Here is an 11,824-nt window from a genome sequence, read left to right on the forward strand (position 1 = left end):
GCCCGGCGGGAGCAACCGGACCGGCAGGCGCCCCCGGCATCGTGCAGTCGGTCAACGGACAGAGCGTCAAGGACGTCGTGCTCAACGCAGGCGACGTAGGCGCCCTGCCGAACAACGCCAACGCCACGCTCAACGCCGCATACCTCGGCATCAACCGGGCCGCCGGGAACTACCGGGTGCTCCGGTGGATGACCGATGGCGTGAGCCGCTGGGAAGCGCAGACTGACGACGTCGCCGAGACCGGCACGGCCACGGGCTCCGACTTCCGCTTGGCCGCCCGCAACGACGACGGCTCCTTCAACAAGACCACCGTCCACGCGAAGCGGTCGGACGGCACGATCAGCTTCGGCACGACCATCCACCACGGCTCCGCCCAGGTGACGTCGTCCGGCTCGGTCGGCCTGCGAGACGTCGGGACCGATCCGGCCACCACCTCGGGCGGCGTCTTCATCTACTCCAAGTCCGGGAAGATGTTCGTCAAGCAGTCGGACGGCACCAGCTTCCAGATCGCGCAGGTCAGTTACCCGGTTACGTCGGTGAACACCCGGACCGGCGCCGTGAACCTCGGCGCTGCCGATGTCGGCGCACTGCCCACCACGGGCGGCACCGTCACGGGCGCGGTGAAGGTCAGCGGGGCGGCCGGTTCCTACCGGTCGCTGAGCTTGGCGACGGGCGGCGTCAACCGCTGGAGCATCGAGGCGGACGACACCGCCGAGCCCGGCGACGGCTCTGGCTCCGACCTCGTCATCGCCGCCCACGGCGACGATGGCTCGTTCAAGAAGCACACCATCTACGCGAAGCGCTCGACGGGCCAGACCTCGTTCGGTGGGACCGTTCCGCTCGGCGAAGCGCAGGTGACGAGCTCCGGCGCGATCGGTGCGCGCGACCTGGCGGCCGACCCTGCGACCGCCTCGGGCGGTATACAGCTCTACTCGAAGGCGGGCCTGGCCTACATCAAGCAGGGCGACGGTACGGTCTTCAAGGTCGGCTCCGGGGGCGGCGCGGGCGGCGCGGTCGACTCCGTCAACGGCAAGACCGGCGCGGTCACCCTCAACGCGGCCGACGTCGGCGCCCTGCCGAGCGCGGGCGGAACCCTCGCGGGTCCCACCGTCATGCAGCCGGCCACAGGCCACGCGCTCACCGCGTACGGCAGCGCCGACCCGGCCACATACTTCCGGGTCACGGACGCCGGCCACCCATACAGCAACAGCTCGCGCGCCACGTTCTACAACCTGGGGATCGGTGACACGACCGCCCCGTTCGCCGGGGGCAAGTTCGTCCTCGCGTTCAAAAACGCCAGCATCCCGCCGACCTCCAACCCCTCGGACGGCGCGGTCGCCTACGCTGAAGGCGGCGTGCTGAAGGTCCGACAGGCGGACGGCAAGATCGTGACGGTTGCCAACGTGGACGTCACGTCGGTGAACGGTCAAACGGGCGTCGTGACCGTCGACCTCGACGACCTCGGCGGTATCGCCTGGGCCGACCGCGGTGTGGCCAACGGTGTCGCCCCCCTGGGTCCGGACGCCAAGGTGCCAGCCGCGCAGCTCCCGTCCTACGCCAAGCCGAGCGACTTCGACCCGACCGACCTCGGATTGAAGGCGTGGTCGAGCGACCCGGCGATGTGCTCAGTGCAGGTGGTCTACCCGACCAGCGGCCAAGGCCGCGTCACGGCCGTGAAGGTCAACGAAACCGCCTCGGTGTCCCGGATCGTGTGGTACTTCAAGGGCTACTCGGGCGGCCTGAAGGCCGGTTCCTGGGCCGGCATCTACAACTCGGCCGGCACCCTGGTGCGGGCGACCGGCGACCTGTCCACGGTCGCCTACGAGCCACAGGAGCAGCACGCCACGGGCGGCGGGACTTCCTGGAGCAACCTGACTTCCGCGGTCACGCTCCAGCCCGGCGTGTACTACGTCGCCTTTCGCATGCTCTACACGGAGAGCCCTGTCGACGGGCCGGCCATGCTCGCCTACGACAACAGCTCCGCGTGCCCGTCACGACTCGGCGCCAACAACATGTGGCGCTGGGCTTCGATCAACACCTCTGCGACGACGGCTCCCGGCTCAATCTCGACCAACTCGTTCCTCGGCGACCCGAAGCGCTTCTGGGTCGGGCTCGCGTAACTTCAACCGAAAGGAATCACACAGCAGTGTCTCTCGTAACCCGCGGCTCCGTCCGCTACGGAATCAGCGAGGAAAAGGCGACCGAGAAGGTCGTCGTCCAGTTCACTGGCGTCGGAGTGGACCCGCTTGGCGGACTCTCCAACGAGCAGCGATCCCGGATTCTCAAGGCAGCCCTCGATGCCATCATCGCCAACCTCCCGACGGGTGGTTCCTACGTTTTCGCGGCTGGCGACGAGGTCTCCGAGGCAAGGGTCCAGGTCTCCCCGACCGCGTAACACGCAGGAAGGTGTGCAAGTGGGACTTCTACTTCCCGGCTACATGCCTCGCGGAGTCGTGGCCATTCAGACCGACCTGACGAATACAGCCCTTGCGTCCGTCGAGACGATGGCCTACCAACTCACCTTCACCGCAGCACCGAAGCGCATCTACAAGGTGCACTTCCTCGCCTACCTGGTGGACGCAGGCTCGGAGGGAGACGGGACCGCCTCGGTGTATCCCGTCAAGAACGCAGCGATCGTGCGGGGGCGCTGGGCTCCTGGCGCCTCCGCTTCGGACGGCACCGTCTTCGGCGCGTACCGAGTCGCCGTATTCGACGATGACGCCACTGCGGCCCAGGGCTGCGACTGCACGTTCTACCTCACGAACCCCCCGGCCGGTCAGACGACCGTGGGCATCTCGATCGCGCCCAGCCGTCCAGCCACCACCTACGGCCCTGTGGCCTTCCAGCCGAGCATCGGCTCTCACCTCGTGGTCGAAGACGTCGGCCCGTACTCCGACTGACCCCCGCCTCAAAGGAGGACCCACCGCGTGTCCATCAGTTCCTACCCGTTCGACGGCCAGGCCGTATCCGAGGGGCAGTACAGCGCCCTCTTCCGTGAGCTGGCTTCGCACTCTGGTGTCGCTGACCACGTCGGCGGGCCCGGCTTTCACGCCTACGGGGACAGCTCCGGCATGCGGGTCAAGGTCGCCCCCGGCTTCGCGATCGTCCGCGGTCACGCCGTCCAGTCGACGGCGACCGAGACCGTGACCATCGCGGCAGCGAGCGCGGCCCAGCGCTACGACCGCGTCGTCCTGCGCCTGGACCCGACCGCCAACTCCATCACCCTCGCAGTTGTCCAGGGCACGTCGGGCGGCAGCGTCCCGGCCCTCACCCAGACCGACACGGGTGTTCACGAGTTCCCGCTGGCCACGGTCACCGTCCCAGTCGGCGCCGCGACCATCTCGGCCGGCAACGTCCAGAGCGAGCGCGAGTTCCTGGGTAACTCAGTCGGCGGCTGGACTACAGCCACCCGCCCGAAGGCGCCCCGCACGGGACGGCTCGGCCTCAACACCTCAACGAACCAATGGGAGTTCTGGGACGGGACTCGGTGGAAGGATCTCGCCCCGACAATCAACTGGACCATGATCGAGGGCGCCCCCGCCAGCTTCCCCCCTGCTGCTCACGCACATCCCTGGGGCGACGTGACGGGCAAGCCGTCCACTTTCCCGCCCAGCTCGCACAATCACGACTGGGACGCGATCACCGGGAAGCCCTCAACGTACGCGCCGTCCAGCCACTCCCACTCCTGGTCATCGATTACTGGTCGGCCGTCGGCCTTCCCGCCGAGCACGCACAGCCACGCCGGGTACCTCACCTCCAGCTCGACGATCTCCTGGGCCAACGGCTCGAAGAAGCCGCACAGCAACGCGGCCTCCGGGTCCGGCACCTGGTACGCGGTGTGGGTCGAGGGCGACGGCACCTTTTGCCGCAACACGTCATCCGTACGTTTCAAGGAAAACGTACGGGACCAGGTCATCAACCCGGATGACGTACTGGCGCTGCGTCCGGTCATCTACGACCGCAAGGACACGGTGACCGAGGGCGGCTCGGTGAAGGAGGGCCGCAAGGACGAGGTCGGCCTGATCGCCGAGGAAGTCGAGGCCGCGGGCCTGGACTGGATGGTCAACTACCTCGACGGCGAGGTCGACGGACTGCGCTACGACCTCCTGGGCGTCGCCTTGGTCCCGGTCGTGCAGCGCCAGGCGAGGCAGATCGTCGACCTGGAGCGACGCCTGGCAACGCTGGAGGCGAAGCTCTCGTGATCACCGCCGCCATCGACCCCACTGTGCAAGTGGCGCTGGTAACTGCTGGGGGAGCCATCATGGCCGCCCTCGTCGGCGTACTCGTCGAACTCGTACGTCGACAGGGCAACGCCTTGAGCGCGGTCGCCGAGGACGTATCGGTCGCCCGCGATCACGTTGCCAACACGCACGACACGAACCTCCGGGACGACATCGACTCCCTGATGCACCGCATCGACCGCGTCCTTGACGGCCAGGCCCATCACGACGAAGCGCTGCGCGATCTACGCCGCGACATCGCGCACGAACGCCTGGAGCGGCTGGCGGTCTCCAAGCGCTTGGACCAGCACGTCTCTACGACGGCCGGCACTACCGCGGCCGTCGGCACCGAGTAAGACCCCGCCCCCAAACCCCGAAGGCCCTGTCTCCCGTGTGGAGGCGGGGCCTTCGCCTTGCCCGAGGAGGTACCCGCCTTGTCCGTTCAGATCGTTTCCCGCTCCAAGTGGGGCGCAAAGCCGTGGAACGGCACGCCCGCCTACGTGCCGCTGAGCTCGCGCACGGAGTTCTTCATCCACTACGACGGCGCATCGCGCATCAGCTACGTCGGCCCCAAGGTGCCGCAGGCCATCGAGCGCACCCATCTTGCGAAGGGGTGGGCCGGCGTGGGCTACAACTTCGTCATCGACCAGGACGGGGTCGTCTACGAGGGGCGCGGCTGGACTCTCCAGGGAGCGCACTGCCCCGGCCGCAACGTCAGCGGCCTCGGAGTCCAGATCGCCATCGGCGGCGATCAGGAGCCGAGCGCTCGCGCGCTGGCCTCCGCTCGCGCGCTGTACGACGAGGCATGCTCGCGCACCGGCCGGAAGCTGGCGAAGAGGGGGCACAAGGACGGCATCGCGACCGCCTGCCCCGGCCCCAAGCTCTACGCCTGGGTCCAGGCTGGGATGCCCGCCCCGGCCGGCAGCAAGCCGAGCAAGCCCGCACCGAAGCCGGCCTCGAAGGTCGTCGACCTGTCCAACGTCGTGGCAGCCGCCCGGCGTGACCCTGGCCTGCGTCAGGGCGGCACCACCCACCCGGCTGACGTGCGGATCGTCGAGGCCGCCCTGAAGGCGGAGGGCCTGCTCTCTGCTGCGTACGCCTTGGACGGCTCCTTCGGGTCCGTCACGATCGCGGCGTACCGGAAGTGGCAGCAGCGACTTGGCTTCACCGGCTCGGACGCGGACGGCGTACCCGGCATGACGAGCCTGAAGCAGCTCGGCGCGCGGCGCGGCTTCTCGGTGAAGGCGTGATACGCGTGGCCAAGCACGCCAAGGTGACCACGAAGGGGCTCGGCGCCATCGCCCGGGCCCTTCCCACCCGGTACAAGAGCAAGGCCGGGCTGGTCGCGGCCGTCGCAGGCGTGGCCCTGTCCGTCGCCGCCCTGCTCGCCACCGACTACCCGCAGATCGCGGTCATCATCCAGACGCTGACCGCCTTCGGCTTCGTCGAGAACAAGTAGCAGCAGCCCCCGTCGGCCTGTACGGCTGGCGGGGGCTCTTCGTCTCGTCTCAGCCCTGCTTTCGAGCCTCGATCTCTTCCAGGGACGTGATCCTTGGGCGTCGCCGTGAAGGTGTCGCCTTCTTGGCCGACGCCTTCTTGGTAGCCGTCTTCTTGGCTGCGACCTTCTTGGTGGCGGTCCGCCTGGACGTCTGCTTCGGCGCCGCGGGCGCCGGCTCGGGCTGGGGGGCAACCTCAGTCTTCTTCTCGTCGAGCCCCCCCTCCTCCGTTTCCCGGCGCTCAGGGTCGGGCTTCAGGCCGTCCGCCGATTCCGTGCTTGTGGCCTCCTCCAGCAACTGTTCGAACGGAGCCGCGTGTTCCGCACACAGATCCGCTGAGATGCTGCGACCATCGCTCGCCGTGACGGTGTACGTCTTGGCGGGGAACTTCTTGTCGACGTCGCAGGCGAGGACTTCGACCTGGAGCTTCATGCGACCCTCCCGGTGTGCATCTTGATGTGACATCCACGATACCCGTGCACACATTGGCCGACGTGCAGTAGTGTGGAAGTGTTGCTGGCCGCCCCAAGGTCATACCGCGCAGTAAGGAGTCCCATGGGAGCGCGCAAGATCCAGGATGAAGGCGAGGTCATCCGTTGGTTCGAAGAGGGACGCACGTACCAGTGGATGATCGACAAGTACAAGGAGAAGTACGGCATTGACACCGTCCCCTCAATGTGGGGGAACTTCCGCCGCCGCCGGGGTCTCGATCGCCGCATCGTGCGGGATGACGAACTGATCCCCTGGTTCGTCAAAGAGGAGCACCGTTGGGCCTACCCCCTGGTGATGCTCCGAACCGAGGCCCGACAACGCGCCGGCAGCCCCGTCACTCCGGCTGACCAGGCCCGACTGACGGCCTGGAAACAGATGCTGGAAGAAGAGAATGCCGTGGTGCACTACGACCCCGACACGGAGGAGGGTTTTCACTACGTACTCCGACAGCCCGAGGATGACGACATCATCCATCGGCCAGCGAAAAAAACGACAGTACGCCCGAACGCGGACAAGGAGTAAGACTGAAGGCGTAGGCGACAAAGCCCCCCGCACTGGACTTACGGGGGGTTTTGTCATGCCCAGAGTAAGGGGCCAGTCGAAAATCGCAAATCTTTTCGAGCGCGTATGCAACCATCCAGGCGACACCGGAGTCGGACCTTCCAGATCGTGAAGATCCAGTGAGCATTTGCTTGACACCCCGTTGAAGGATCATGCACGATGGGTGACGACAGCGACACTTGCACAGAAGGGGGTCGGGTAGTGAAAATTCTCTCGGGGGCGGGACTGGACGACTGGCAGGGCAAGGGCGAATTCACTCCCCCGGGCGGGCTGATCACGCTGAGGGTGGACTACGACGACGAGGACTACCACATCGACGCCAAGCCGGGGCACTCGCCGGTCACCATGAGGACCGTCCTCGCGCAGGCGAGAGCGTGCGGCTTGGAGCCGATGGACTCCGACGAGTGCGAGCCCGAGATCCTTGAAGACGGCACCGTACGCATCTACCTGGCCATGACCGAGCAGGCTGTCGACGCACTCGCCAGCTCTCAGGAGAGCAGGCGCCAGCCAATCAGGCGCGGACCGCTGACCATCGCCGTCGCCGCCTCGGTCGTGGCCCTGTTTCTGCCGAGCCCTCTGCACTTCGATCACTTCCCTCACAGCAAGGACCAGGCGGAACGTCACGCACCTCTGAACCAGACGCCGGTCGACACCTCGACGAAAGGACAGTGAGTGGTACTGAATCTGATCGACCTTCCTCAGGCCAAGCCCTTGCACCCCAACGAAGCAGTCCCCCGTGATGGTTGGGGACGGCCACTCGTCGTCCCCAGTGGCGGCGGCACTCCGAAGGGGTACACCCGGACCACCACATTCATCGACTGCATCGAGGACAAGTCGGCCCTCGTCGACTGGAAGACCCGCAACGTCTTGATCGGCGCGACCAGGCGCCCAGACCTGACTTCCAAGGTGCGCGAGCTGGACCCCGAGGACCCGGTCGGCAAGAGGCAGCTCAACGCCCTCGCCAAGCAGGCTGAGGATGCCGCAGGCGCCAACGAGAAGAGCCGACGCGGTACCTACCTGCACGACCTCTCCGAGTACGTCGACCGCGGGGAGCCGCTACCCAGGACCATCTCGGGTCAGGATCTCGACGACATGGCCGCGTACATGATGGCGACCGCACCCCTGAAGGTGGTGGCTGTCGAGCAGTTCGTCATCGTGGACGAGCTCGGAGTGGGCGGGACGTTCGACCGGCTGGCGTACTACGAGGGCCCTGGCCCGGACGGCAAGCCGATCGCCGGCAACTTCATCACGGACACGAAGACCGGCAACATCGAGTACGGCAAGCTCAAGATGGCGTCGCAGCTCGCGGTGTACTCGCGCGGCAAGCTGTACGACCACACCCACTTCCCCGCGCCGGACAAGGACGACAAGAAGGCGTTCGCCGCGTGGAAGAAGACGAAGTTCACGGCGGAGCAGGCGGCAGCGGCTTACTCGCCATTGCCTCTCGTACGCCAGGACTGGGGCATCGTCGTCCACTTGCCACAGGGCGAGGGAGTGTGTAACTTGTACTGGGTCGACCTGAACATCGGGTGGGCACTGGCTCAACTTGCACTCACGGTTCGACAGGCTCGGTCCACGAAGGGCGCGATGCTGCCGTTTGTAACCCGGACCGCCGAGAACAGGCTTGACCCGTCGGGCAAAGTGTGAAAGTGTAGCGACATCGCAGCGAGAGAGGGGCACACCAACCAGTGAGCGAGATCAGCGTCACGATCAAGTACGACAAGGGCCACGACGCGACGTGGGCGGTCTTCCGGGGGACAGCCGGGGAGATCAGGGCCGACGTCATGGAGTTCTTCGGCATGGACCCGGCGACGCAGGCCGGCCTCAGCCTGAGCAGCATCGTTACGAACGCGACCCAGATCGCGCACGGTAAGGGCCTGATCGCGACGGCGCTCGGAGCGACGGTGGTCGAGGAGACCGCCGTCGAGCCGGCCAAGCCGAGCGACGACCCGTGGGAGGCTGCCTCGGCTGCCCAGTCTGGCGAACCCTGGCCCGGCAGTGCAAGTGTCGCAGAGTCGAAGAGGGAGAACCCGAACGCCTACATCCTCGGGGAGATTGAGCGGCAGACCACGGTCGACGGCCTGAAGAGGTTGTGGGCCGGCAACCAGGCAGCCTTCGCCGATGCCGCCGTGATGGCGGCGTGGAAGGCGAAGGGCAAGGCGCTCCAGACCGCGGGCGCGTAGCGCCCGTCAGCAGCACCTCAACTCACATCGCACCGCAACCGCAGAACGAAGGAGATCAGACACAGTGGCTCTCAACCTCATCGACATCCCGGTTCAGGGAAGCGGCTGGTTCAAGCCGACGGACAACCAGAGCGCGGTCGCGATCCTTCTGGAGGTCCACAGCTTCGAGCGCCAGCGCCCCACCCCGAACGGCCCGAAGGACAGCATCCTCGCGGACATCACCGTCTTCCAGGACCAGGCCGCGCTCGCGTCCGGTACTCCGCAGGTCACCAAGGGCCAGAGGATCGAGCAGACCATCCTCGCCCGCGACCTGGAGACCATCGTCGGTGGCGCCACGATCGTCACCCTCGACCAGATACCCCCGACCAAGCCCGGCCAGCGCCCGGCCTGGGTCTGGCGTCCGCTCACCGACGCGGCCGTCCGAAACGCGGTGATCGCGTACGCCAAGAAGCGCGAGGAGCAGACGGAGGCCGCTCTGGCGGCTGCCCCGGACTTCGACTGACCTGACTGTGTAAGTGTCGCTGCAATCGAAGGGGGTCGATGAGCCCGCACCTACGGGCAGAGAGGAGGTCCAGTGAGGCCGACATGGGACGAATGGGCGTCGGAGATCGCCCTTACGGTCTCGACCCGAGCGGACTGCACGCGCTCCCAGGTGGGAGCCGTCCTGCTCAGCCGAACACATCGCATTCTCGCCGTTGGCTACAACGGCCTGCCGGCCGGCATCCCCGGTTGCGCCTCCGCGGGCAACTGCCCCCGCGGGCGCCTCGAATACGCCGAGCTGGCCGCGGACACCGACTACGCGAACTGCTCGGCGGTCCACGCTGAGGCGAACGCCATCTACCACTCGAACCCCTTCGAGCTGCCCGGCTCCACGCTGTACGTGACCCGGAAGCCCTGCACCGCCTGCACCACCCTGATCACTTCGGCCGGCATCGGCCGCGTCGTCGTCATCGGAAAGGGGGGCGCCTCGTGCTGACTCCCGGAAGGTCCCTCGCCTTGCACGCCGCAAGCGGTCGGGAGCTCCCCCGCGTGGAGGCGTTCGCCGACCTGTACGCCATGGGCGTGAAGCCCAGGCATGGCGAAGTGGTGATGATCGCCGGCCGAAGCGGCACGCAGAAGTCGGGCTTCGCCCTGTTCTGGGTGGCGCAGATGAACCTGCCGACTCTGTATTTTTCCGCCGACATGAGCGCCTTCACGGCGTCCAGCCGGCTTGCCTCGATGGCCACGCGGGACACGACCGAGATGGTCGAGGCCGGCATGGCGGAGGGCGGCAAGTACAGGCAGGCGTACATCGACGCGCTCGCCGCCTCGAAGATCACGTTCTCGTTCGGCTCGCCCATCACCTGGCGCTCGGTGGACGAGGAGTTGGAGGCGTACGTCGAGCTGTGGGACGCGTACCCGCAGGTGATCGTGTTCGACAACCTGATGGACTTCGAGGGCGCCGAGTCCGACTACACCGAGCAGATGGCGGTCATGCAGTCCTGCACCGAGCTGGCCCGCCACACGGGCGCCACGGTGCTGATCCTGCACCATGCCAGCGACAAGGCATGGGAGGCCAAGACGAACCCCTGGGCCCCTCCGTCCCGCGACCAGGTCAAGGGCGGCCTGTCCGAGAAGCCCGAGCTCTCGCTTTCGGTGGCCCTGGACCCGACGTCGCTGGCATACAACGTGGCGTGCATCAAGCAACGAATGGGCCCCTGCGATCCGACTGCCGGCCGATACGCCACGATGATCTGCGAGCCGGAGTACACCCGCTTCCGCAAGGCGGAGGTGCGGCAGATCATCCAGGCCGTGAAGGAGAAGCCGGCTGAGGAGTGGTCGCCGACGAAGGTGGCCCTGTCGCTCGGATCTTGATGTGTAACTGTAGCGAGATGTTGGACATCTGTCCGGCTTGCCGAGAGGTGGTGTGAAAGTTGAGCAGCAGCATTGCGGCGAGGAACAAGCGCAACAAGCGAGTCGGCGCGCAGTGGGAGGCCGACCTGCGCGAGGGACTGCGGAGCGAGGGGTTCGACGTCGAGTCCCTTCGCCTGGCAGGCGCCGAGGATGAGGGCGACCTGGTCATCCGCGAGGGCGACGGCAAGTACTTGGTGATCGAGGCGAAGAACGCGAAGTTCGAGCCCGGCGTCTTCCTCGGTGAGGCGATCGTCGAGCGGGAGAATTTCGCCAAGCACCGGGGCCTGGACCTGGAGGACGTCGAGTCGGTCGTGGTCGTGAAGCGGCGCGGAAAGAACTGGCGCCAGGCGTTCGTTCTCACGACCGTCGAGGACTACCTCGGGCTGGACCCGCAGTGACGGGTGACGAGCTGGTGGAGTCCCGGCTCGCGATCTGGGCGGAGGTCTGGGACATCGCCCTGGCTTTCGCCGCCTACTTCGGGGACCCCGAGTCCGACTACGACCTGATCCTCGCCGTCGAAGAGCACCTGGGGGTGACGCATCCGTGAGGTTCCACCGGATCGACTCCGACCGAGGCGAAGGGTCCGACAGCAAGCCCCTGCTCGACTCGGTCATGCACCACTTCGACGTGGACTTCAACCAGCGCAACACCGGTATGGCGAAGTGCCCCCTGCACGACGACAACACTCCCTCGATGTCCTACCGGCTCGACGAGGGCCTGTGGAACTGCCACTCCTGCGGGAATGGCGGGGACAGCTTCACCTTGATCGAGAAGTACCACGACATGCAGCTCGACAAGGCGATCGACTTCAAACAGGCCAAGGCGTACGCCAAGAAACACGGCCTGGAGGAAGGCGCGGTCGCCAAGGAGACGAGCTACACGAGCCGCTACGGAGGCGGCCGTAAGGCGCCGGGCAAGACGCCCGGCCGCAAGTCCGGAGACGGCTACGTGCCGGCCTGGAAGAGGAAGTAAGGAGGAG

At 66.8% G+C, this 11,824-nt stretch carries 18 protein-coding genes; 17 read left to right on the plus strand and 1 reads right to left on the minus strand.

Features of this window, described 5'->3' with window-relative positions; translation table 11 throughout:
* Window positions 1-41 precede the first annotated feature (41 nt).
* From AB0E05_RS13650 to AB0E05_RS13680, 7 genes are all read left to right on the plus strand, one after another.
* A complete protein-coding gene (locus AB0E05_RS13650; RefSeq protein WP_361962669.1) occupies window positions 42-2,120 on the plus strand; it encodes a hypothetical protein in 2,079 nt (692 codons plus the stop codon).
* A 26-nt stretch (window positions 2,121-2,146) separates the two neighbouring features.
* Window positions 2,147-2,395, plus strand: coding sequence for a hypothetical protein (locus AB0E05_RS13655; protein WP_361962671.1), 249 nt, complete (start codon window positions 2,147-2,149; stop codon window positions 2,393-2,395).
* A 58-nt stretch (window positions 2,396-2,453) separates the two neighbouring features.
* Complete coding sequence (locus AB0E05_RS13660; protein ID WP_361962673.1) at window positions 2,454-2,900, plus strand: hypothetical protein; 447 nt, start codon at window positions 2,454-2,456, stop codon at window positions 2,898-2,900.
* 27 nt (window positions 2,901-2,927) lie between these two features.
* Window positions 2,928-4,202, plus strand: coding sequence for a tail fiber domain-containing protein (locus AB0E05_RS13665; RefSeq protein ID WP_361962675.1), 1,275 nt, complete (start codon window positions 2,928-2,930; stop codon window positions 4,200-4,202).
* A gap of 59 nt (window positions 4,203-4,261) precedes the next feature.
* Complete coding sequence (locus AB0E05_RS13670) at window positions 4,262-4,576, plus strand: DUF2746 domain-containing protein (RefSeq protein WP_361962677.1); 315 nt, start codon at window positions 4,262-4,264, stop codon at window positions 4,574-4,576.
* Window positions 4,577-4,654: 78 nt separating this feature from the next.
* Complete coding sequence (locus AB0E05_RS13675; protein WP_361962679.1) at window positions 4,655-5,470, plus strand: N-acetylmuramoyl-L-alanine amidase; 816 nt, start codon at window positions 4,655-4,657, stop codon at window positions 5,468-5,470.
* 5 nt (window positions 5,471-5,475) lie between these two features.
* Window positions 5,476-5,679: a hypothetical protein gene (locus AB0E05_RS13680; protein WP_361962681.1), complete on the plus strand. Its 204-nt coding sequence runs from the start codon at window positions 5,476-5,478 to the stop codon at window positions 5,677-5,679.
* A 49-nt stretch (window positions 5,680-5,728) separates the two neighbouring features.
* Here AB0E05_RS13680 and AB0E05_RS13685 read toward each other — a convergent pair whose 3' ends face one another.
* A complete protein-coding gene (locus AB0E05_RS13685; protein ID WP_361962683.1) occupies window positions 5,729-6,148 on the minus strand; it encodes a hypothetical protein in 420 nt (139 codons plus the stop codon).
* Window positions 6,149-6,271: 123 nt separating this feature from the next.
* On the opposite strand from AB0E05_RS13685, the gene AB0E05_RS13690 reads away from it, so the two are divergent.
* The 10 genes from AB0E05_RS13690 to AB0E05_RS13735 all read left to right on the plus strand — a co-directional run bounded on the left by AB0E05_RS13690 (window position 6,272) and on the right by AB0E05_RS13735 (window position 11,817).
* Window positions 6,272-6,730 (plus strand): hypothetical protein, encoded by a 459-nt coding sequence (locus tag AB0E05_RS13690; RefSeq protein ID WP_361962685.1) that lies wholly within the window; start codon window positions 6,272-6,274, stop codon window positions 6,728-6,730.
* A gap of 198 nt (window positions 6,731-6,928) precedes the next feature.
* Complete coding sequence (locus AB0E05_RS13695) at window positions 6,929-7,441, plus strand: hypothetical protein (protein WP_361962687.1); 513 nt, start codon at window positions 6,929-6,931, stop codon at window positions 7,439-7,441.
* Window positions 7,442-8,416 carry a hypothetical protein gene (locus AB0E05_RS13700; RefSeq protein WP_361962689.1) on the plus strand — a complete coding sequence of 325 codons (975 nt, stop codon included), beginning with the start codon at window positions 7,442-7,444 and terminating at the stop codon, window positions 8,414-8,416.
* A 41-nt stretch (window positions 8,417-8,457) separates the two neighbouring features.
* Window positions 8,458-8,952: a hypothetical protein gene (locus tag AB0E05_RS13705; RefSeq protein ID WP_361962691.1), complete on the plus strand. Its 495-nt coding sequence runs from the start codon at window positions 8,458-8,460 to the stop codon at window positions 8,950-8,952.
* A gap of 64 nt (window positions 8,953-9,016) precedes the next feature.
* The gene (locus AB0E05_RS13710; protein ID WP_361962693.1) at window positions 9,017-9,454 is read left to right on the plus strand and encodes a hypothetical protein; all 438 of its coding nucleotides are present in this window, start codon (window positions 9,017-9,019) and stop codon (window positions 9,452-9,454) included.
* A gap of 72 nt (window positions 9,455-9,526) precedes the next feature.
* On the plus strand, window positions 9,527-9,928 hold the full coding sequence (locus tag AB0E05_RS13715; RefSeq protein ID WP_361962695.1) for a deaminase: 402 nt from the start codon (window positions 9,527-9,529) through the stop codon (window positions 9,926-9,928).
* A gap of 20 nt (window positions 9,929-9,948) precedes the next feature.
* Window positions 9,949-10,806, plus strand: a complete 858-nt coding sequence (locus AB0E05_RS13720; RefSeq protein ID WP_361962697.1) for an AAA family ATPase — start codon at window positions 9,949-9,951, stop codon at window positions 10,804-10,806.
* 59 nt (window positions 10,807-10,865) lie between these two features.
* The gene (locus AB0E05_RS13725) at window positions 10,866-11,243 is read left to right on the plus strand and encodes a hypothetical protein (RefSeq protein ID WP_361962699.1); all 378 of its coding nucleotides are present in this window, start codon (window positions 10,866-10,868) and stop codon (window positions 11,241-11,243) included.
* Window positions 11,240-11,392, plus strand: coding sequence for a hypothetical protein (locus AB0E05_RS13730; protein ID WP_361962701.1), 153 nt, complete (start codon window positions 11,240-11,242; stop codon window positions 11,390-11,392). Before AB0E05_RS13725 ends, AB0E05_RS13730 begins: the two co-directional genes overlap by 4 nt.
* The gene (locus tag AB0E05_RS13735; RefSeq protein WP_361962703.1) at window positions 11,389-11,817 is read left to right on the plus strand and encodes a CHC2 zinc finger domain-containing protein; all 429 of its coding nucleotides are present in this window, start codon (window positions 11,389-11,391) and stop codon (window positions 11,815-11,817) included. Before AB0E05_RS13730 ends, AB0E05_RS13735 begins: the two co-directional genes overlap by 4 nt.
* The last annotated feature ends 7 nt before the right edge of the window (window positions 11,818-11,824 follow it).

Origin of the sequence: Streptomyces sp. NPDC048057, from assembly GCF_040653095.1 — a bacterium.
Lineage (GTDB): Bacteria > Actinomycetota > Actinomycetes > Streptomycetales > Streptomycetaceae > Streptomyces.